Annotated in this window: 18 protein-coding genes; all 18 read right to left on the reverse strand. The window is 30.9% G+C overall.

What is annotated here, in order from left to right:
- Window positions 1-26: 26 nt before the first annotated feature.
- Window positions 27-1,547: a glycoside hydrolase family 55 protein gene (locus tag LNP04_RS06315; RefSeq protein ID WP_229985705.1), complete on the reverse strand. Its 1,521-nt coding sequence runs from the start codon at window positions 1,545-1,547 to the stop codon at window positions 27-29.
- Window positions 1,548-1,580: 33 nt separating this feature from the next.
- A complete protein-coding gene (locus tag LNP04_RS06320; RefSeq protein WP_229985706.1) occupies window positions 1,581-2,606 on the reverse strand; it encodes a glycosyltransferase in 1,026 nt (341 codons plus the stop codon).
- A gap of 14 nt (window positions 2,607-2,620) precedes the next feature.
- Window positions 2,621-4,162: a glycoside hydrolase family 55 protein gene (locus LNP04_RS06325; RefSeq protein ID WP_229985707.1), complete on the reverse strand. Its 1,542-nt coding sequence runs from the start codon at window positions 4,160-4,162 to the stop codon at window positions 2,621-2,623.
- Between the two features lie 97 nt (window positions 4,163-4,259).
- Window positions 4,260-5,216 carry a GDP-mannose 4,6-dehydratase gene (locus LNP04_RS06330; protein WP_229985708.1) on the reverse strand — a complete coding sequence of 319 codons (957 nt, stop codon included), beginning with the start codon at window positions 5,214-5,216 and terminating at the stop codon, window positions 4,260-4,262.
- 63 nt (window positions 5,217-5,279) lie between these two features.
- Entirely contained in the window at window positions 5,280-6,386 is a 1,107-nt protein-coding gene (locus LNP04_RS06335) for a glycosyltransferase family 1 protein (RefSeq protein WP_229985709.1), read from the reverse strand.
- Window positions 6,387-6,392: 6 nt separating this feature from the next.
- Window positions 6,393-7,463: a GDP-L-fucose synthase gene (locus tag LNP04_RS06340; protein WP_229985710.1), complete on the reverse strand. Its 1,071-nt coding sequence runs from the start codon at window positions 7,461-7,463 to the stop codon at window positions 6,393-6,395.
- A 3-nt stretch (window positions 7,464-7,466) separates the two neighbouring features.
- Window positions 7,467-8,531, reverse strand: a complete 1,065-nt coding sequence (gmd, locus tag LNP04_RS06345) for a GDP-mannose 4,6-dehydratase (protein ID WP_229985711.1) — start codon at window positions 8,529-8,531, stop codon at window positions 7,467-7,469.
- Window positions 8,524-9,438 carry a glycosyltransferase gene (locus tag LNP04_RS06350; protein ID WP_229985712.1) on the reverse strand — a complete coding sequence of 305 codons (915 nt, stop codon included), beginning with the start codon at window positions 9,436-9,438 and terminating at the stop codon, window positions 8,524-8,526. The genes gmd and LNP04_RS06350 overlap by 8 nt, the downstream gene beginning before the upstream one ends.
- Window positions 9,423-10,220, reverse strand: coding sequence for an alpha-1,2-fucosyltransferase (locus tag LNP04_RS06355; protein WP_229985713.1), 798 nt, complete (start codon window positions 10,218-10,220; stop codon window positions 9,423-9,425). Before LNP04_RS06355 ends, LNP04_RS06350 begins: the two co-directional genes overlap by 16 nt.
- Complete coding sequence (wzy, locus tag LNP04_RS06360) at window positions 10,201-11,520, reverse strand: O-antigen polysaccharide polymerase Wzy (RefSeq protein WP_229985714.1); 1,320 nt, start codon at window positions 11,518-11,520, stop codon at window positions 10,201-10,203. The genes LNP04_RS06355 and wzy overlap by 20 nt, the downstream gene beginning before the upstream one ends.
- A gap of 4 nt (window positions 11,521-11,524) precedes the next feature.
- Window positions 11,525-12,787, reverse strand: coding sequence for a lipopolysaccharide biosynthesis protein (locus tag LNP04_RS06365; RefSeq protein ID WP_229985715.1), 1,263 nt, complete (start codon window positions 12,785-12,787; stop codon window positions 11,525-11,527).
- A 183-nt stretch (window positions 12,788-12,970) separates the two neighbouring features.
- Complete coding sequence (locus tag LNP04_RS06370) at window positions 12,971-13,312, reverse strand: phosphomannose isomerase type II C-terminal cupin domain (protein ID WP_229985716.1); 342 nt, start codon at window positions 13,310-13,312, stop codon at window positions 12,971-12,973.
- 2 nt (window positions 13,313-13,314) lie between these two features.
- On the reverse strand, window positions 13,315-14,313 hold the full coding sequence (locus LNP04_RS06375; RefSeq protein ID WP_229985717.1) for a mannose-1-phosphate guanylyltransferase: 999 nt from the start codon (window positions 14,311-14,313) through the stop codon (window positions 13,315-13,317).
- Between the two features lie 5 nt (window positions 14,314-14,318).
- Window positions 14,319-16,670 (reverse strand): tyrosine-protein kinase, encoded by a 2,352-nt coding sequence (locus tag LNP04_RS06380; protein ID WP_229985718.1) that lies wholly within the window; start codon window positions 16,668-16,670, stop codon window positions 14,319-14,321.
- A 74-nt stretch (window positions 16,671-16,744) separates the two neighbouring features.
- Entirely contained in the window at window positions 16,745-18,040 is a 1,296-nt protein-coding gene (locus LNP04_RS06385; RefSeq protein ID WP_229985719.1) for a nucleotide sugar dehydrogenase, read from the reverse strand.
- Window positions 18,041-18,088: 48 nt separating this feature from the next.
- The gene (locus tag LNP04_RS06390; RefSeq protein WP_229985720.1) at window positions 18,089-18,820 is read right to left on the reverse strand and encodes a polysaccharide biosynthesis/export family protein; all 732 of its coding nucleotides are present in this window, start codon (window positions 18,818-18,820) and stop codon (window positions 18,089-18,091) included.
- 123 nt (window positions 18,821-18,943) lie between these two features.
- Window positions 18,944-20,848 (reverse strand): nucleoside-diphosphate sugar epimerase/dehydratase, encoded by a 1,905-nt coding sequence (locus LNP04_RS06395; RefSeq protein ID WP_229985721.1) that lies wholly within the window; start codon window positions 20,846-20,848, stop codon window positions 18,944-18,946.
- A gap of 127 nt (window positions 20,849-20,975) precedes the next feature.
- A complete protein-coding gene (locus LNP04_RS06400; RefSeq protein WP_229985722.1) occupies window positions 20,976-22,106 on the reverse strand; it encodes an aminotransferase class I/II-fold pyridoxal phosphate-dependent enzyme in 1,131 nt (376 codons plus the stop codon).
- Window positions 22,107-22,166: the final 60 nt, after the last annotated feature.

The raw sequence follows: 22,166 nt of genomic DNA on the forward strand, positions 1-22,166 counted from the left end.
GACAAAGATAATTAAAATAAAAAAGATCACTGTTCTATTTTCCAGCCAGGCATTTTTAATATTTTCTTTTCGAAATTAAATTCAATACCTTCATAATGACCCGGTACGGACAGAAATAGTGAGTTGCCAACCCATTTCATCATCATTTTTTTAAAAATATTATCTTTAATTTGTGTTAGATCTAATTCTGCTGTTTCACCTACAATATAAAGCTTTCCGCCATTCACAGGTTTCCCATTTTTATCTTTTCCTATGTTAGCTATAGATCCGGCAACAGGAATATTTCCATATTTATTACCGTAAAAGAATATGCGATCTGGTTCTGAATCTGGAGAAATATTAACGTTGTCAGTGCCTGAGATAACTATTGAACCAGTTGATCCTTTCTTTTGTGAAAACCAGTATGAATATTCGCCCCCAGAAACATTTAAAGTTTTAGATGTCTTATTTTCAATCATGTAATTATATGGCATCGTTTTGGAATGGGCTACAACATTACAGGAAACAAGGTTTGAGGTACAATTTTCGGTTCCATTCAAAATAGAATTCCAGACAAAGAAGGGACCATTATGAGTTTCGGCGTAGATGTTATACAAATTTGAATATCCATTATTTACTTCAACCGCCACCCCATTTTTTCCACCAATACTTTTTTCATTTTTCAAGACTCCAAGATAAGAATCAGAAATATTAGCATGTCCCTTTAAAATAAGAAGATGGTTTTTTGTGTAAGCATATGAACCATAAAAACCGCATCGAGAAATTAATAAATTATACACATTTGATTGCTCAACTTTTATTCCTATTTCACATGATTTGAATTCTGTTTTATCTATATAATTACAATCCATATTAAAATCTGACTCCTTGTTTTTTGCTTCATCGTAATAATGCACCCCTACTGAAAGCAGTGAAAACTGGCATCCGCGAATTTCATTGTATCGAGTACCAGATTGTGTTGTATAAGTAATTCCAGTTACATTTTTGATTTGAATCTCCTCCTGATTTGTCGTATACGTATCAAAACAAATATCCTGAATATTGGTTCCGCTTATATTATCTACAGTAAACATTCTTGAATTAGCTAGTCCTTTCCACCTAATAATAGTAGATGTCGAAACTTCTTTTCCTCCGGGTTTTATCTGTTTTTTGGATCCTTCTCCAATCATGCTAACGGTTCCTGAAATTATTACCGGCTTAGAAATAAGATAAACTCCTGCGTCAAAAAAGATACTTGAAAATTTGAACCCATTAAGTGTATTTACAGCTTTCTGAATAGCATTCGAATCATCGGTTACCCCATCTCCTTTTGCTCCAAACCATTTGATCGAAACCGAGCCGGTGTAAGCTCTTTTATAAAACTCTCCGTTTTCTTCTAAATAAATAATGCCATCTGCTTTTGCTTTTGTCATCGGAGTACCATCTTCAAAGATGCTAACTTTATTGTAGTTAATAACTTCACTTGTATTTTTATCTTTCTTAGTGAGCACTTGTGCTACAAAAAGGGAATAAAACAAAAGAAAAAGAAAAGCGAAAAATTTGTTCATAATTTCAGAATTTGACTAAAAATACTAAAATTTTCAACAATAGGTTTTAAATAATGAAATCAGTGCATTTATTTGATCATATATCTTTATCTCACTTTCTATTACATCTTTATCAACAGCGTCTTCAAATGCCTGCTGGATGCTTTTTACATCTTGCGGATTAAAAATAAGACTGGGAGTACATACTGCATATACAAAAGGCAGGTCTGATGCAATGATTTTACAGCCAGATTCAATACCCTCCAATAATCCTAGTCCAAAACTTTCAGTAAACGAAGGAAATACTACATGTTCTGCTTTCTCATATTCTTCTCCAAGCTTTGATCTATCTACAAATTGTAAGTTAATAATCGGGAATCCTAAATCCTGCTTCATTTTGATGAGATGGTATATACTTTTATATTTAGAAGACACTGTGAGAACAAGTTTACCTTTCTGTCTCAATGCATAGAACCTACAAAAAGCTTCAATTAAATTCTTGTGATTTTTGTGAGCATAGGCATTTGACACATATAAAAACCTGTTGCTTTCTTTTTCTATGCTTTGGCTTTTGGAAGATAAAAGCGGAGGATAAAAAGGAATAACTTTAATTCTACACTTTGTAAGAGAAAATTTTTCGCTCAGTTGTAATTTTATTGTGTTTGTCTGCACAATCCATTCCGTTGTGTTTTTTGTTAAAAAACCAACAATATTTCTTTTGATGCTAAAAATTAATTTATCTTTCAAATCAGACAAAGCACTACTATCTAACATTAAAGACTGATGAAAATAAGTCGCTACGTAACTGTTTACAGGAATCGGTGGCGGAACATTTGCAATACAAAATATAGAATCAAATCTTGATGAGTACTTTCGATAAAATCTTACTCTTTTCATAAAAGATGACTGCAAAAACAGAATATCATTGGTACTTTTCACCTTGATTTCCTGTTTTTGCATTATTCTGTCATCCAATAAATAAAAAACTTTCATATTGGTTTGTTCCAATTTTGCCATTAAATAATCCAATAAAACTTTGGCACCACCTTCGTGAATATATATGGCATCTATCAAAAGCATATTACAAAAATTTATTATTGCTCAATCGTCCATCCAGTCATTTTCATTTTTTTTTGTGCAAAATTGAATTCTACACTAGTATTATTGTAATAATCCGGAACATGTATCTTTAAAGTATCACCTGACCAATCAAATGTTAACGATTTAAAACTTGGAAGCTGTGCTAGCTTGAGCTGAACTGCCTGACCAGTTATATATAATTTTCCACCTCCTGCATTATTTATGTCTGCAAGTGATCCTACAACCGGAAGATTTCCATATTTATTGCCATAAAAAATTATCCTATCAGGCAATGAATCCGGAGATACATTTGCTGTATCTGTGCCACAAATGACAATTGACCCTCCTTTACTATTATCAGTAAGGTCCACTCCATTTTGTTTTTTTTGCGAAAAATTATAGGTATAAAATCCTCCTGAAACAAACAACGTTTTATTAGTTCTATTTTCAACCAAATAATTTGTTGGAAAATCAATTTCTTGAGTTGTTGGATTTGTCAAAATCTCTGTAACTACATTACAAGAAATTAAATTACAAATACAATTCTCAGAATTATTTAGAGTTGATTTCCAAACAAAAAATGGTCCATTATGAGCCTCTGCATAAATATTATATAAATTACAGTATCCCTGATTTACTTCTACAGCAATACCATCTCTACCACCTATACTATTTTTATTTTTTAACGGACCCAAAAATGAATCAGAAATATCAGCATGACCTTTTAATATTAACAAATGGTGTTTTGTATATGTTTCTGATCCATAGAAAGCACTTCTACTAATTAAAGGATTATAAACATTTGTCTGTTCTACTTTTACTCCAATTACACAATAACGAAATTCACACCTATCAATATAATTAGTATCCATATTATGATCAGCTGAAGGATCAATAGTATTTGGATTATCACCCTTATCATCTAAATAATGAATTCCTACCTCTAATAAATTGAACATACAATTTGAAATTTCGTTGTATCTGGTAATAGATCTATTAATATATGTGATTGCTGTTATTCCTAAGATACTAATATCTGTTTGATCAGTATCCTGAGGGCTAGTCATAGTATCAAAGCAAATTCCAGATATAGTAATTCCAGATACATTTTTTAGATATAGCATAGTTTTATTTGAAGCTCCATTCCAGCGTAATATTGTAGAATGGTTTTGAACCACACCACCAACTGCTACTTTCTTTGTCGCTCCTTGACCTATCAAATTAATGCCTGCCAACATAGTCAATGATCTTGAAATAATATATACACCAGTTTCCAAGTCTAAAGTAGAAAATTTAAGGTCTGTTCGCGAATTAAGAGATTGAATAGCGGTTTCAATAGCGTTTGTATCATCAGTAATTCCGTCCCCTACTGCTCCAAACCATTTTACAGAAACACTTCCGGTGTAAGCTCTTTTGTAATAGGTGGTTATTCCAGTGGTCTCATTGAGTATTTCTTTATACAATACATTATCAATATTACCATCAATTTCAGCAAAAGGAATTTTGTAGTAATTTACTTGCTCCTTAGTATAAGGATCTGTTAGTGTTATCATCATATTTTTGTTAAAATTATTGTATAAATTCCTGCTAGACATTTATCATTAAAACAAAAATAATATTAGGTAACGCCAAAACTTGACGTATTAAAATAAATTATATTTTATCTTTCCAATATTTTATAATATCACAAATACTTTCATCAAGATTAAATAATGGTGCCCAACCAAGCTTTTTTAATTTAGAATTATTCCCAATAATAATTTCATTATCATTTGGTCTTATAAGAGATTCATCTCTTTCTGTAGTAATATCAATATCAACATTACTTGAAATTTTTTTGATTATTTCCTCAAGGCTGATACCATTCCCGCTACATACGTTATAAATTTCACCACTTACCCCTTTTGTAAGAATAAGATGATAAGCCCTTACAACATCTCGAACGTCTGTAAAATCTCTTATAATTGATAAATCGCCTGTTTTTAAAACAGAAGTAAGATTATACTTTTTTATTTCTAAGATTCTTTTAACAAATGAAGGTACTACAAAAAGATCTTTCTGCCCGGGTCCTATGTGATTGAAAGATCTTGTAAGAACTATATCCAAATGATATCCAGACACATACACTTTACTCAATAATTCTTGAGATACCCGTGCAACAGCATACGGGCTTATAGGATTTAAAATTTCTGTTTCATTTAACGGGATTGCATCTTTACTAACTTTTCCATATTCTTCTGAAGAACCTACTGATAAGATTCTACATTTAAGATTTAGATTTTTTATCTGCTCTAAAAGATTTAGAAATATGTTTGTATTATTGGTAAAACTAGCAACCGGGTTTTTCCAACTAAAAGCTACGCTGCTGAAGGATGCAAGGTGTAATATATATTCCGGCTGAAATTGAAAAATAAGATTATCAATCTCATTTTTATTAAGAAGATCTAATTGTGTAAAGCGACAAGTGATATTCTTGAAACCATAAAGATTAAAAGTAGGTTCATTGATATCAATTCCTTCAACTACAATCTTTTCTTCAAGGGTATCTATATATTCTAGAAAATGTTTACTTACAAATCCTGAAAATCCTGTTATAAGAATTTTTTTCAATTTCTATATTTTAATTAAATTGTTACAAGATATTTTTCATAAAAATCATCGTTAAAAATGCTCTTAGGTTTTACTGACTTCTTCAAAATAGGAAATATAATTTTCTATTGTTTTATCCCAAGTAAATTTTTTTGCTTGCTCAAATCCTTTTTCAATAATTTCATTTCTATAATCATTATTATTTAACTTTAGAATTGCATCTTTAATACTCTGTGGAGAAAGATTATTCAAAAGAATCCCAGCATCACCTGCAACTTCTGGTATAGATGATTTATTATAAGCAATTACCGGAAGGCCAGTATTCATAGCTTCGACAACAGGAATGCCAAAACCTTCATATTCTGAAGGATACAATAAAACCCATGCTTTATTGTATATCATATTAAGATTATTATTACTTATTCCATTAAGCACAGTAAAATTTGTTTTCAATAATAAAGCAGATAGATAATTCTCTTCGTTTTCAGTAAGTGGAGGTCCTACAATCACAAAATGATAACTATCATCTAATAGTGAAAATGCTTCTGCAGCTTTATCAAAATTTTTGTAAGGAGCTCTTCCACCAACAAAAATAACAATTTTCTTATTTTTTAGTTTGTCTAAATCCTCATTAATTTCTCCTAGATTATAATCAGAAGTAATTGCATAATAGTCGGGGCTGGCACCAATATGTAAAACTTTTATTTTTTCCTTATTGACTTGTGGTATTATAGAAATTAAATCCTTTTTAGTGTTCTCCGAAATACAAATAATATATGATGCATTAAGTATCGCTTTCTTTTTCTGATATGAATGTACAGTCTTAGCTAAACCCTTTCCAAAAAATTCATATGTAAAATCATACACTATTACTACGTTAATAGCAGTTTTATTTTTACAATAACGATAATAAGAGGAGACAAAAATAAATTTTTCAGTTTCTAAATTCGCAATTTTAGGATTTAAATATCTAAGGATTTTTACCGGTTCTTTTCTTTGATTTAAGATTTTATCACTTGGGATTTCAAATGTTTTTCTATAAATATTATTTTCATTTTCTTTATAATCAAGAAAATATATATTCTTATTTGCAGAAAGTGGAAAGTACTTCTTTAAAATTTCATATATCAAAGTAGATATGCCGCCTGATTTTTGTAAAGAAAATATTATATTATCAAAAATAATTTTCATAGTATATTAATTCTCAAGGTACCAATCAGAAATTTTTTTGATCCCATCTTCAATTTCGATGTTATGCTTCCAACCTAAATCATTGAGTTTTGTAACATCAACTAGCTTTCTCATAGTGCCATTTGGCTTTGAAGCATCAAAAAGAATTTCGCCCTTATAATCTAAGGTTTTTGCAATGATTTTAGAAAGGTTTTTTATTGTAAGATCTTTTCCGGTACCAATATTAATATGCGTGTTTTGTATCTCTTTTTTATTTTGAGCTAAATCTTTAAAATCTACATTATCCATTATAAAAATACAAGCCTCAGCCATATCTTCACTCCAGAGAAATTCTCTCATTGGTTCCCCCGTACCCCAAAGCTCTACTTTACCGCTAAAAACACCATATTTTTTTAGGAGCAAAACAATTTCTTCATTGGAAGTGTGACCATCATTTTTTTCTACCGGTCTTTTTTCAAGATCAGCCCGTATTCCCTCCCAATTATTTTCCATTAAAGATTTTGAGAGAAAAATCTTACGGATCATTGCTGGAAGTACATGGCTTTTTTCAAGATCAAAGTTATCATTTGGACCATACAAGTTGGTTGGCATAACCGAAAGAAAATTAGTGCCATACTGAATATTAAAACTTTCACACATTTTCAGTCCTGCAATTTTTGCAATAGCATAGGGCTCATTAGTGTATTCAAGCTCATGTGTCAACAGCTCATTCTCATTCATAGGCTGATTGGCATTCTTAGGGTAAATACAAGTACTCCCTAAGAACAGTAATTTTTTCGCTCCGTACTTATAAGCATTGTAGATAACATTTTGCTGTATCTGGAGATTTCTGTAAATAAAATCTGCTCTGTAAGTATTATTAGCCATTATTCCTCCTACGTACGCTGCAGCAAGAAAAACATACTCGGGTTTTTCTTGCTGAAAGAATTTCTCTGTAGCTGTGGCATCCAGAAGATCTAGCTCTCTGGATGTTTTGCCCACAATATTTGTAAATCCACTCTCTTTAAGCTTCTTATTAATTGCTGAACCCACAAGACCTTTGTGCCCCGCAATATATATTTTGCTAGTTTTTTTCACTTTTTATGAATGTGTTTTTTTTATCAATTTCATATCACTCTCCACCATTATTTTCACCAATTCATCGAAGCTTGTTCTTGTAGGGTTCCAACCCAGCAATGTTTTCGCTTTAGTAGGATTTCCTAATAACTGCTCTACCTCTGCCGGGCGGAAATATTTTGGATCCACTTCTATTAATACCTTTCCTGAAACAGCATCAAGTCCTTTTTCATCCACACCTTCTCCTTCCCACACAATATCCACTCCAGCAATTTTAAAAGCTTTAGTACAAAATTCTCTTACAGTATGCATCTCTCCGGTAGCAATTACAAAGTCTTCCGGTGTATCATGCTGAAGCATCAGCCACATACATTCTACATAATCTTTTGCATATCCCCAATCTCTAAGTGCATCAAGATTACCCATGTACAGTTTATTCTGATACCCCTGAACTATTCTCGCAACAGCAAGTGTAATTTTTCGGGTAACAAAAGTTTCTCCTCGTCTTTCGCTTTCATGATTGAAAAGAATACCATTTACAGCATACATTCCATAAGATTCGCGATAATTCTTAGTGATCCAAAACCCATACATTTTTGCAACGCCATAAGGGCTTCTTGGATAGAACGGAGTGGTTTCACTTTGTGGTACTTCTTGTACCAAACCATATAATTCGGATGTTGATGCCTGATAAATTCTCACTTTCTTATCCATCTCTAATATACGCACTGCTTCAAGAAGTCTTAATGTACCTACTGCATCTGTTTCAGCAGTATATTCCGGAACATCAAAACTAACCTTCACATGACTTTGCGCAGCAAGATTATAAATTTCGTCAGGTTTGACCATCTGAATAATCCTTATAAGCGAGCTGGAGTCTGTCATATCTCCATAATGAAGATTTACAAGTCTTTTTGTATGCATATCTCTTACCCACTCATCCAAATATAGATGTTCAATACGATCTGTATTAAATGATGAAGCTCTCCTAATAATACCATGAACCTCATACCCTTTTTCAAGCAATAATTCTGCTAAAAAAGACCCATCTTGTCCTGTAATACCTGTAATTAAGGCTATTTTACTCATTTGTTATTTTTTTTATAAATATATTAATTAAAATCTGATTTATTCTGAACGCCAAATTTATGAATTTTAATTCAAACCCTTTAGCTGTGTTACTTTTTGAATTTAAAATTTTACCTATATGAAAAAAACTGCTTTTTTCTAATTTCTTTCTTATGCGAGAATATTCAAAATCAGTTAAATTCTTATGAATTTTACTTCTAAATTTCAATATCGCCACCTGTGCATTGGTGTACTGTGTTTCTCTTTTATATATTGAAATTTTATTCTCATGCATTCTGTAAAGCATTAGAGGAATATCTACATTAATCAATCTACCATAATGTGATAATTTTAACCAAAGATCTAGATCTTCAGCAGCATCAATATGCTCATCATAATCTCCTACTTGATTTAGTAATTTTTTATTGATTAAAACTGAAGGATGATTAAACATTGTAGCTCCGGTTATTCCTCTTCTGATAATGTTTTTATGAGAAAGTGGCAAAGAAATATTTGCAATAATATTCCCCTCAGAATCAATATGTTTATATTGAGTTCCAATTGCAGCAACATTACTGTTTATATATTCTAATTGTTTTTCAAATCTGTTTGGTAAGGCAACATCATCACCGTCTATTCTAGCAATCCAATTGTATTGACATTGCGTGATGCCAAAATTAAGAGACTTAGTAAGACCATGATTTAATCTTTTGATATGTTTTATTCTAGGGTCTCTAAACGCATCAATAATCTCCCCTGTATTGTCTGTAGAACCATCATTGATAATAATAAATTCAAAATAAGGATAGGTTTGATTTAGAATACTTTCAATAGTCTCCGCAATGTATTTCCCATCATTGTAAGTACAAAGGAGTACAGAAATCCATGTTTTTTGTTCAGTGATAGACATATTTATAGCTTTATCCAATTTTTTGGAAAAATATTTAATTTTTGATTTGGAAGATTAATCCATTTTGAGGGTGCAATAACTATCTTGTCAGAATTTCGATTAAGGTAGGCTCCCCACCAGCTAAACGTACTGTTGGCAATGATGTTATGTTTACAGTTTGACATTAGAAACATATCTATATAAGCATTTTCTTTAGTATTCCAATCTATATATTCTGCATTAGAAATATTGAAATTCTCCTTTACCCAAGCCATATCATCTGAAAAAAAAATAAAAATGGGATTTTCAACTTTTTGTTTTATCATTTCTATGGAATCTTTGTAGTACTGAATAGTACAAATATTACCATAAATACTATTCAATCCGATATAATCTCCCCTTCTTATGTGTATGCTTACAGATTGTGAGTTTTTTATTTTGTTTAATACCAATTTATTTTCATCATTAAGAGACACATTAAAATTAAATAAATCTAACGTAGCTGGCGTAAAAAAATCTAAATCATGCCAATAACCATAAAATACTTTATTTTGCATATTTGAAGATTCAATCATTTCTCCTTTATTTAAAAGTCTATTTTTTAGTTTAAATAAATTAATTATAAAATTAGACTTTAAGCTTTTTGGTGGAAGAGAAATATCCTGAAAACAATTTTTCAATTCAAAGCCATTGTGATCCCCCAATTCTTTTCTTCCATAAAACCCCACTATATCATCTTTACAATTAGAAAGCAAATAATTATAAAATACATACTGGAACATTTGATTTCCCAATCCTCCTTTAAAAGCTATTATTTTCATATTTATTTTGTGATTTTTTTTTTATTATTATGATACGTAAAAATAACAATCCCAAGAAAAACATCATTGTTTGAATAGCCCATTGTATTATATTGTCACCGTAAGTTGGGAGCATAATAAGTTGTGGAAAGCCAGTCATCATAAAACCTAAACTTTTAATATAAACAGAACGATGCATAAAACATCTATTAATGAAAAATAACATAACAACATTAAAAACAATTGATACAACGACTGTAAAAATACCCATTTGCCATGCCGAAACTGCGTAGGCAGATACTCCAGTATTAAAAGTTTCACTGGTATCTCCTAATAGATAAGGTACTCTTCGGGAAGGAATGCCTGAAACTTCAGAATTAAAACTTGTAGCAGTTGGTTTTTCATTCCAGACTACTCTTGGAATAAATTTGAGAAGACTACCTAAGTATGGATTAAACCCGGCAAATTCCTCACCATCATATTTTAGTAAAGCTGTACTGTAAGCAAAACTATTAAGTTTTGTATTGAATTCTTCTAAAGCAAGATTGAATACATCATTTTGTTTAATACTTACATCCGAATCAGAAACCCGACTAGATGAAAGATATGGTAGTAAAACAATTGAAAAAACAAGAAAAACTGCTGTAAAAACTGATATCGCAACTTTTTTAGCTTTCTTTTCTTCACGTTTGTATATGAAATAAAGAACATATATTAATCCTAATAAATAGATTCTACTTCCACCCAAAACCAGAACAATTGATAATGTGATCAAAACTGATCCTATCCACTTTTTTCTTTTTTCATCTGCCCCGTATAGAAAATAGACCCAAAAATATGCTACTAAAAAGTTACTAAAGAAAGCTAAAACTTGTAAAACCCCACCTTGTTGATTTTCAATAGAGTTATTCTCCATATAATCTAGATTATTCTTTACCAAAAAAATTATGTATATAATTAAAAATATAAAACTAAATCTAAAAAAGAATATATCTCTAATGTTCTCCTTATAATAGATTACTCTATAATTGGTAAAATTTATCTTCCTTTTCCTAAATAATATCGTAAATAGTAGAAGTATAGCATTATAGAATATGAGCTCTTTTATTAAAAGTTTATAATAAAAGTTCATATCAATTTTAAGAAAATCAAAAACAATAGTATAGCCCAATAATGTTAAAGTTATTGGGATAAAATACCACATTACAAATGCTATTGTTATAAAAATCTTTAAGAGATTGTGAATCTCAATTTTTTTATTTATATAGACTAAATTTATGGATATTAATACTAATAATATAATTACATAAAATTCTAACATCCTATTATTTAATATTGGATTTTGAAAACTTACTACTAACGAATAATGTTATGACACCTGAAATAATAAATGATATTAAAGTACATATTACTGCACCTTCAAACTGAAAATATTTGATAAATAAATAACCAAAAATTACCGTAAATAGCCCTGGCAGTAAATTGCTAAGAACTAAAATTTTTGCTTTTTTATAATAATAAATTTCATAGATAGAAACTTGTCCTATTGCATAAAAGGCTGTACCTACTACAAGATAAGGAAGACTCCAGGAAACATCAATATATTTTGCATCTAGTAATATTCTTACAATAAAATCATTGAATAACATAAAAAACATAAACACAAATATCCAAAATAATATAGAGTATTTTTTTAAAGCTTTATTAGCATTTGATATATACCCTGGATTATTTTTTTCATTAGCATAAGCTATTGGAACATACATATTACTTACGACAGCTATAAAAGCACTAGCCGGTGTGAGTGCCAAAGCAACCATAAGACTGTAATTTGCAACATCTGCTTTTGTAAGTAGTGCATCTAAGTACCATCTACAGATCATATTTTGAAGCCATATAAAAAAACCCCACAGTAAAAATGGTAGTGAAAATTTTAATATAAGTGAAAAAATTTCCTTGAATTTTGCAATGCTAAAGTGTTTCAGCCTGATATTTTTTCTTTCAAAGCATATACTCAAAACAATAGTTAATAAAGAAGAAATAATACTACTAGAAATAAACAAAATAACATCAGGCGAGCTGTAGAATACAAAATATAAAATAATTATTAATTGTGTACTAAATTCAATCGTTCTGATGATTAATAACGTCAATCTTTTTTTTTGACTATTAAGCGTTACCATAAAAAGCGTGCGATACACTTTTGTTAAAATAAACAATAATAATAGTAATGAAATATCTTTCCAAATAACGGGTAAGAAAATTTTGATGAAAGGAAGTAGTAATAAATATACTATAAAAAATAATAAGTGAATACAAAGTATATAAATGTAGTTGGATTTTAGCTTACCATCTTCTTTATACTCGATAAGATATTTTTCTATCGCAGAATGTAAAGAGAGAAACGGCAACATCGAAATTAAACTATATATAGAAAGTATAAGTGCATAAAAACCATATTGTTCTTTAGATAAATTTGAAGATGCCAGCTTAGTAATAACAATAATAGAAAAAAATTCTAAAAAATTGTTTGCAATTACCAACGATATTTCTACATATCTTTCTTTTTGTAAGCTAAAATATTTCACAATACTACTCTTAATAATCTTAAAATCATTATTGAAACTTAGATTTTACTTCTAAATAAAGTAACTAAACTATTAAGTTCATAGCAGAAAAATTGCTTGATACCTATATTACTTTAGCTCTATATTTTCTCTTCGTTATCAATCTTTTTGGTAGACTTATTATTTAGGTTGAATACAATATTTTTATGCTCTATTATAATCATCTTCAATTCTTACAATATCATCTTCGCCGAAATAGGTCCCGTACTGAACCTCAATAAAAACTACAGGATCTTGTGTCTTGTTTTCAATTCTGTGATGAGCACCTAGCGGTATTTGAGCAACTTCTCCCACATTATAATTTCGAATAGTTTCATCAATCGTAATTGTTCCTATCCCGGATACAATAGTCCAAACTTCTGCCCTATGATGATGATATTGTAAAGACAATCTTCCCCCGGGTTTTACCAGAATTTTTTTCACTTTATGTGTTTCAGCATCTTCTAAAACCCAATATTCACCCCAAGGTCTTATATCATGTTCCATAATTATCTTAATTTTGATTTGTTTTTTTCTAAATTTTCGTAAATACTCTTCACCTGCTGTGCATTATCTTTTTTAAGTATCAAGATAGCATCTTCTGTAAATATTAATATGCTTTCATTGATACCTAAAAATTCTGTATGAATAGTTGTGCCTATCACCATATTTCCATACTGATCTACAGGATGCCCTTTTCCTAAAAGATAATCGTAAATAGATTCAAAGGATCCCATGTCAGACCAACGAAATTCACCAATCACAGCCTTTAATTTTTTTGTTCTTTCCATTACAGCATAATCAACTGATATAGATGGAATCAACAAACTTTCTTCTAATGGAAGCTGGCCTTGCTCAGATTTATTAAAAGCTTTCACTACTGCCTTAAAAAGGGCGGGTTCGTAAGCTTCTAATTCTGCTAAAAAAACTTTTGCTTTAAAACAAAACATACCAGAATTCCAGAAAAAATTACCATCCTTCAAAAATTCTCTTGCCGTTTCTGCGTTAGGTTTTTCACGGAACGATAACACTTTATTTTCTTTGATTTGAATATACCCATAACCAGTTTCTGGTTTTGTAGGATTCAAGCCAAATGTAACAATAGAATCCTCTTTTGCAAGCAAAATTGCGTGATGTATAGATCGTAAATAAGCTTCCTCATCTTCAATAAGATGATCTGAAGGAGTAACTACTAAGATATCTTCTTCATTTGCTTGTAATGCCGCAAAAGCAATAGCAGCGGCTGTATTCCGTGGAATAGCCTCTCGAATTTCAGTAAACTCCTGAATATTTAAAGCCTTTAAAGCTTTTATCGATAGTAAATAATTATCCACATTACCAACAATAAATAATTCAGAACAGCATTCTCTATTTCTTAATACTGTTTGTTGAAATAAAGATTTACCTTCAAATAAATCTAAATATTGCTTAGGACTACTTTTCCGAGATAGCGGCCATAGTCTACTGCCTACACCGCCTGTTAATACTACGTTTATAGTTTTTGACATATTTTCTAAAATATTTTCTGCCACCATTTCTTTTCTTCGGCATTATAGCCGTATCCATATTTGTTACCATAACCTAAATATTGTGATTCAACATCATTAAGCACGAAACCTACATTCTTGATTTTTTCTGATTCTATATTAGAATTAGCAAAATCAATCAATGTCTTTTCAGTATACTTAGATCTTGTAACATATAATGTTGCATCAGCCATTGTTGCAAATAGGAAAGTGTCAGTAACCAGCATTAATGGTGCAGTATCTAGAATAATATAATCATAATTAGATTTTAAATTCTCTAATAATACTTCATATCTTCCATTTGTTAGTAATTCGGTCGGGTTGGGAGGAATACCGCCTGAATAAATGACGTCTAAGTAAGGATTAAAAGTAGACACATGTATGATATCATTAAGAATGGTTTTATCATTGTGTAGGTATTCGGTAAGTCCTATTAAACCTTTTCTAGCCGGATTATATCTCTGAAGCTGAGGATTTCTTATATCTGAACCGATGATAATTACTTTTTTCTTCGGTGAAGCTAAAGTAAGAGCAAGGTTTACCGATACAAATGTCTTACCCTCACCTTTTACAGTGGAAGTTACAAATACTACCTTAGCTTTTTTCTTAGGCAGCATAAAATTCATATTAGTAATTAATATTCTAAAAGCTTCTGCCATAGGAGATAGATCATTAATTTTCACCAACTCCGGTTGCCCTTTAACCAACGTAGGAATTTCTGCAATTACAGGTTTATTTCTAGATAACTTTTCAAGATCATGTTTGGTGAGAATCTTATCATTAAATAGTTCTTTAAGATAAATAACTATGAAAGGCAAAAGTAATCCAAACAAAAGTGCAAGTGATAAAAATATGATTTTTTTCGGTGATACTGGTTTAGCGGACGCATAAGCAAAATCTACAATTCTTGCTTTATTTGCAGTTACCGCTAAAGAGATTGCTGTCTCTTCTCTTTTCTGTAATAAAAGTAAATAAAGGCTCTCTTTTATTTGCTGTTGTCTTTCTATATCTCTAAATAATTTTTCTTGATTAGGAATTTTTGATATTCTTGAAGAAACTTTATTTTGCTCCGCTACATATTGGTTTTTAGCAAACTCTAAGCCTGCTTTACTTTTATTCAAACTTTCCAATAACGAAGATCTTAATGACGAAATTTGATTATTTAGATCAATAACTAATGGATTTTGTGGCGTAGCATTCTCAAGCAGCCTGTTTCTGTCTATTACTAACTGATTATAGATGGAGATGTTACTTACAGCTTCAGAGCTTTTCAAACCTATATTTGAAGGAAGCACTTGTCCATTACCTTTTTTAGCCATAAAACCAATTAATGCATTGGTAATATCTAATTCTGAATCTATCTCAATCTCTTTCGTACGAGCTCCAGCTGAGCTTTCAAGACCTAATTTTGCTTCAGTTTCCAAATCAGTAATTTGATTAGAACTTTTAAATCGTTCTTTACGACCTTCAACTTCACCTAGATCATTTGCAATAATATTTATTCTCTCATCAATAAAATCACGTGTTATTTCAGATTCTGAATTTTTATCTTTAATAGCATCACTATTATAAACTTCGACAAGGTTATTGAGGATATCTTTGGCCTTGTCTGTGTTGCTATAATTTAAGGATAAACTAATTACCGTAGCATCCTTATTAGCTAAAGTTACAAGTAAAATTTTTTGTAGCTCACTTACTTTATCATCTACAGAAAAGTAAGTAAAAGAAAGATTTTCTACATCCCCTGCTTTAACCTTATTAAATTTAGAATTGCGTAAAATAATAATGTTCGCATACGGGAGATTGATGGTTTTATTAAAAGCAGTTTTAATATCACTTGAGAATTCCTCAGAACTTAACACAATATTTTTCCCTGAAAACTTTACATTGATAGGTTTTTGGGGTTTAGATGCAAATGGTTTTTCATTCAACACCTTTACAGTGAAAGGGCTAGTGTCTTTATAAAGTTCCTGAGTCTTTAGTTTATCTTTGGAATATATTGAAGTTTGCAGATCTAAATTTTTAACGACATCACGCATCAATTTTTTAGACTTAAATATCTCTATTTCATTATCAACACTATTAGTACCCATCCCCCCAAGTCCAGACAGATCTTGTAAAATACCAAATTCTCCACCTACTGAAGGTGTAGCTTTTGCATCTTTTATAAGAACAGATGATTGAATGCTATATAATGGAGTAACCGTTTTTAAATAAAAATAAACTAAAAATATTGATATCATTGGAACTATTACAAACCATATCCAATGATGTAAATAGGGCTTAACAATATCTTGAATATTAATTTCGTTTGATTCCTCTTGTGTTGAATTATTCATTTAAAATAATTATTTTTTTTAGATTTACAAATGTACAATTATACTTTGTTTTGGGATTATGTTTATGAATATTCTTATAACCTAGCATCTACTTGATTTCTTGGTAGAAAAGATTTAGTATCAAAAATAACAGTATTGTCATTTTTTAAATTTTCAAAATCAATTGTAAGAAACTGTGTATGCGAAACTGCAATTATGATTGAATCATATTTATTGTCTTCGCTCAAATAGTCCAGCAACTTAATTCCATATTCGTCTCTCACTTCTTTTTTACTCGCCCAAGGGTCATAAACATCTACATTAATCCCATAATCTAAAAGTTCTTTATAGATATCGAACACTTTTGTATTTCTAATATCCGGACAATTTTCTTTAAAAGTAACTCCTAAAATAAGCGCTTTTGAGTTTTTTATAACTTCTCCTTTAGCTATAAGTAATTTCACTACTTTAGCAGCAATAAATCTGGCAATAGAGTCATTTACACGACGACCAGATAAGATGACATCAGGATGATAACCCAATTGCTCTGCCTTGTGTGCCAAATAATAAGGATCAACAGAAATACAATGACCACCTACTAATCCTGGTCTGTATTTAAGAAAATTATATTTTGTGCCTGCCGCTTCCAAAACATCCGTTGTATCGATACCGATTCTGTCGAAGATCAATGCCAACTCATTTACAAAAGAGATGTTAACATCTCTTTGTGCATTTTCTATAGCTTTTGACGCTTCTGCTACTTTAATACTAGGTGCAAGATGAGTTCCTGCTGTGATTATTTTTTTATATAATTCATCAACCTCAATTGCAATTTCGGGAGTTGATCCTGAAGTCACTTTCATTACTGAAGTCAGCGTATGTATTTTATCTCCTGGGTTAATTCTTTCAGGTGAATATCCTACAAAAAAATCTTCATTGAATTTTAAATTAGAATGTTTTTCTAAAACGGGTACACAATCTTCTTCTGTACAACCCGGGAAAACTGTTGATTCATAAATGACAATATCTCCTTTTTTGAGAATTCCGCCCAACATTTTTGATGCTGATAGCAATGGCTTTAAATCTGGAGCATTATATTTATCTATAGGTGTTGGTACGGTTACAATAAAAATATTTGATTGTGAAATTTCGTTTAAATCAGCACTTGCCTTATAGCCAAATTCACCCTCAGATTCTATATAAAGATTAAGATGAGCATTAAGTTTTTCAATATCAGCTTCCAGCGTTACATCTACTCCATTATTTAGCTGTTCAGTTCTTTCTGAATTAATATCGAACCCCAAAACAGGAAAATATTTAGCAAATTCTAATGCCAATGGAAGTCCGACATAACCTTGGCCTATTATTACTATTTTGTAAGATTTCATCATTTAATTGATATGATTGGTTGTGTTGATTACTGGTAAATATTTATTCTTTTACTTAGTAATTAAAGTTACCACTACAGCGGCAGCAGTTATTGCAATAGACGCTGCAGTTAAATACAGACCTGTATTAGGATTCTGCTTAGCCTGAATATCTTTAGAATTATTTGTAGATACTATAATAGCATCACCTTGCTTTAAATTATAATAGGGAGAATCAATAAGAGATGCATCTTGTAAGTTGACTTTACCATGAGAAACTACTCCATTTTCTGTCCTTATAACCAATACATCATTTCTTTTACCATACATCGTAAGATCACCTGCCATCCCCAAAGCATTCCAAATTGTTGCTTGACCATTCGCAACTGTATAATCACCTTGCCTGTTTACTTCTCCTAAAACTGTAACTTTAAAATTTGTTAATCGTATGCTAATTGTAGGATTGATTACATACTTTAACATTTTTTCTCTCAACTCTTCTTTTAATTCAACTAAAGTCTTACCATTGGTATCTAAAATGCCCAAAATAGGAAAATCTATATTACCTTTTGTATCTACAATATAAGTAGGTCCTTGTATTGTCATCATTCCTTGGTTTGGTGTATTACCTCCTGCCAAAGTATTGGTTTGAATCATTTCTGAAGAAGAGTAATTCTGATTAAATGGTTTTACAACATCCATATCTTTTGCAGTGATAAGAATCACCAACTGGTCACCAGGCTGAATAGTCGAATTAGAATTTCTCATCGAATTCTCAATAGCTACCTGTTCTATGTTTTGCATGTAATTTAAATCATTCTTCGCATTCGGATTTGTCCTGCAAGAAACAATTATGATTGCTGATAATATAATTAATATTTTACTCTTCATGTCTTAAAATTGTGCAAATATACACTTATCTTTTTTTTAATTATCTAATACTTCGTAAATCGAATTGTTGCTTTTAAACTCAGGAACAATTATTTTAAGAATTCTCACAATATCAGTTTTATCTTTCTTAATCGACGCTTTGGTAATCAGATTAACTAAAGAATCAATCTCTGAATATTCTAAAGTTGGGTCTTTAGAAATCATGATTTTCTCATTGTGTGTCGGAAGTGTTTTTGCATCGTCACTAAGTAACTCTTCATAAAGCTTCTCACCAGGTCGTAAACCTGTATATATTATTTTGATATCGACATGGGGTTCGAAGCCTGAGAGCTTTATCATTCTTTGTGCTAAATCTAATATCTTGACAGGATCTCCCATATCAAACACAAAAATTTCACCACCTTTCCCCATCGTTCCCGCTTGTAATACTAATTCGCATGCCTCAGGAATAGTCATGAAATATCTTACAATATCAGGATGCGTAATCGTCACAGGACCTCCCGCCTCGATTTGTCTTTTAAAGTGAGGAATTACAGAACCATTTGAACCTAGAACATTTCCAAATCTCGTGGTAATAAATTTCGTAGTATTTCCTTCTATATTTTGGATTGATTGTACAAGCAATTCGGCAGCCCTTTTTGACGCTCCCATTACGTTCGTAGGATTTACAGCCTTATCGGTAGATACCATAACGAATCTATTAACTTTATACTTGCTTGATAAAGTTGCGATATTTTTAGAACCCAAAACATTAACCAATATTGCTTCATGCGGATTTTCTTCAACTAGTGGTACATGCTTATACGCTGCAGCATGGTAGACCATAGAAAAATTATACATTTCAAATATGGGTTCAACACGATATTTATTTGAAACATCTGCTAATACAAATTTGAATCTGACCTGAGGGAATTTTTCTTTTAATTCTAATTCTATATCGTACAAGGGTGTTTCAGCCTGATCCAAAACAACAATAAGTGCAGGATTAAACTGCGCAACTTGTCTTACAATTTCGCTGCCTATTGATCCGGCGCCCCCAGTTACCAATATATTTTTATTAAAATGCCTTGCTCTTACTTCTTCATTCTCAATCTTGATAGGTCTCCTGTTAAGAAGATCTTCTATTTGAAGGTTTTTAATAGAAACTCCCAAATCACTTTCTCTCAATTTTTGTACAGATGGCGATTTGTAAATTCTCAAATCTTTTTCTAAGAATAAATTCACCCAAGAGTTCATCTCATCTTTAGACATCATTTCTTTTACCACTAGCACGCCATCGATAATAAGATCATCTTTGGTATTTTCTTCTATTCTCCTTTTAGCATAGATAGGTTTTCCCAGTAGAGATGCTCTTTTACTATCTGTACGTTGTGTAAGGAAACCAACTACTTGGTAAGGCAAACTAGGATTATCTAAAATAGCTCTTGCAATAGCAATAGACTGCTCATCTATTCCCAAAACCAATATTCTTTTTTTCAAAGCACTCCTTCTATATTCACGAACTATATGAAAAAATTCTTTAACATATAATCTGAATAAAAACAATCCCATAAAGGATGTTATGAAATACAGAATCAGATAAGGTGTGAGGATAAACTTTTCTCCTGTCACCCAAAGTAAAATAATATTGGAAGCTCCGACAACAATTGATGTACAAAAACTCGCCATCAAAAGTTTAAATAAATCTATAAATGTAGAATGTCTTATAATTCCTGCGTATGTCTTGAAAACATACATAAATAAAACATTGATTAAAATAATGAATCCGAAAACGACAGTTTGCTCCTCATGATAAATAAATTCACGTGGAGATATCTTTTCTATGATATAAGTAGAGAGGAATAATGAGATAATTAAGATTATAACATCAATTGCAAGTATAATCCAACGAGGAAGATACCTTACATCCGAGAGATTAACAACATTATCTCCCCTAAACATTTTTTTTCTTACAGAACTAAACATTAATATTGTTGTTCATATTTTATATATGTGCTTTGTATTTCTAAGACACGATTTACCCTTCGAAATATCGCACAAAAGTATGATAAAATTTTATCTTTTAAAATTAAATTGACATAATTTTAAATACCCCACTTATAGTATCCTTACAAGTATCTGTAAGAGAAGTGCCTGAAGGCAAACACAACCCTCTATCAAAAAGCTCACCACAGAAATTATTCCCGAAAAAATGATATTTTTCATACAAAGGCTGAAGATGCATGGGCTTCCAAAGGTACCTTGTTTCAATATTTACTTCTGCAAAATGCTTTTTAAGTATTTCAGGTGACAAATTACTATTTTCAATCATGATGGTATTTAACCAAAAATTAGAAAAAAAATCTTCATTTGGTTCTGAAAAAAGAGTAAAACCTTCTAAATTTTCAATTAAATTCTTATAAAATTCATGATTTTCTCTCTTTTGCTTTATTCTCTCTTCTAAAACTTCCATCTGCCCTCTACCAATTCCAGCAGAGATGTTACTCATTTTATAATTATATCCTATTTCAGAATGGCTGTAATAATCTGCTTTATCTTTTGATTGGGTTGCCAAAAATAAAATTTTATCTTTCTCAGACTGAGTTTTTGAGACCAATATTCCGCCACCTGAAGTGGTTATGATTTTGTTTCCATTAAAACTAATGACCGACAAATCCCCAAAAGTACCGCACGGTTTATTTTTATATTTACTCCCTAATGCTTCTGCACTGTCTTCCAAAACCGGAATTTCATATTTTTTCGACAAAGCCAAGATTTCGTCAACCTTAAAAGGCATTCCGTATGAAGAAACGGCAATAATGGCTTTCGGCTTTTTCCCTTTGCTTAAACAAAATTTGATTGCATCTTCCAATGCATTAGGACATATATTCCAAGTATCTTTTTCGCTATCAACGAATACCGGAATTGCTTTTAGATATAAAATAGGATTGGCAGATGCCACAAAAGTAAAAGACTGACAAATCACAAAATCACCTTCTTCAACCTTTAGAAGTTTCAGCCCCAGATGAATAGCTGCAGTTCCGGAAGACAAAGCAGAAACATGAGAATTCTCCCCCAAATATTGTTCTAATTTTTTTTCAAATTCATCTATATTTGAGCCGTATTGAGAAACCCAATTTGATTCTAATGCGTTTTGTATATATTCTAGCTCACTTCCCCCTATACTGGGTGGTGAAAGCCAAATTTTATTGTTATTCAAAAATTTGTATTTTATAATTGATCAAATGTATCACTTATTTTATCATATTCAAAACATCTG

It is taken from the genome of Chryseobacterium sp. C-71, assembly GCF_020911865.1.
GTDB lineage: Bacteria > Bacteroidota > Bacteroidia > Flavobacteriales > Weeksellaceae > Chryseobacterium.

What these genes read in the sequence shown, in the direction of transcription:
- LNP04_RS06315 (WP_229985705.1), bottom strand. Translation starts at nt 1,547, where the DNA reads ATGAACAAATTTTTCGCTTTTCTTTTTCTTTTGTTTTATTCCCTTTTT.
- LNP04_RS06320 (WP_229985706.1), bottom strand. Translation starts at nt 2,606, where the DNA reads ATGCTTTTGATAGATGCCATATATATTCACGAAGGTGGTGCCAAAGTT.
- LNP04_RS06325 (WP_229985707.1), bottom strand. Translation starts at nt 4,162, where the DNA reads ATGATGATAACACTAACAGATCCTTATACTAAGGAGCAAGTAAATTAC.
- LNP04_RS06335 (WP_229985709.1), bottom strand. Translation starts at nt 6,386, where the DNA reads ATGAAAATTATTTTTGATAATATAATATTTTCTTTACAAAAATCAGGC.
- gmd (WP_229985711.1), bottom strand. Translation starts at nt 8,531, where the DNA reads ATGAGTAAAATAGCCTTAATTACAGGTATTACAGGACAAGATGGGTCT.
- LNP04_RS06355 (WP_229985713.1), bottom strand. Translation starts at nt 10,220, where the DNA reads ATGAAAATAATAGCTTTTAAAGGAGGATTGGGAAATCAAATGTTCCAG.
- wzy (WP_229985714.1), bottom strand. Translation starts at nt 11,520, where the DNA reads ATGTTAGAATTTTATGTAATTATATTATTAGTATTAATATCCATAAAT.
- LNP04_RS06370 (WP_229985716.1), bottom strand. Translation starts at nt 13,312, where the DNA reads ATGGAACATGATATAAGACCTTGGGGTGAATATTGGGTTTTAGAAGAT.
- LNP04_RS06375 (WP_229985717.1), bottom strand. Translation starts at nt 14,313, where the DNA reads ATGTCAAAAACTATAAACGTAGTATTAACAGGCGGTGTAGGCAGTAGA.
- LNP04_RS06380 (WP_229985718.1), bottom strand. Translation starts at nt 16,670, where the DNA reads ATGAATAATTCAACACAAGAGGAATCAAACGAAATTAATATTCAAGAT.
- LNP04_RS06385 (WP_229985719.1), bottom strand. Translation starts at nt 18,040, where the DNA reads ATGATGAAATCTTACAAAATAGTAATAATAGGCCAAGGTTATGTCGGA.
- LNP04_RS06390 (WP_229985720.1), bottom strand. Translation starts at nt 18,820, where the DNA reads ATGCAAAACATAGAACAGGTAGCTATTGAGAATTCGATGAGAAATTCT.
- LNP04_RS06395 (WP_229985721.1), bottom strand. Translation starts at nt 20,848, where the DNA reads ATGTTTAGGGGAGATAATGTTGTTAATCTCTCGGATGTAAGGTATCTT.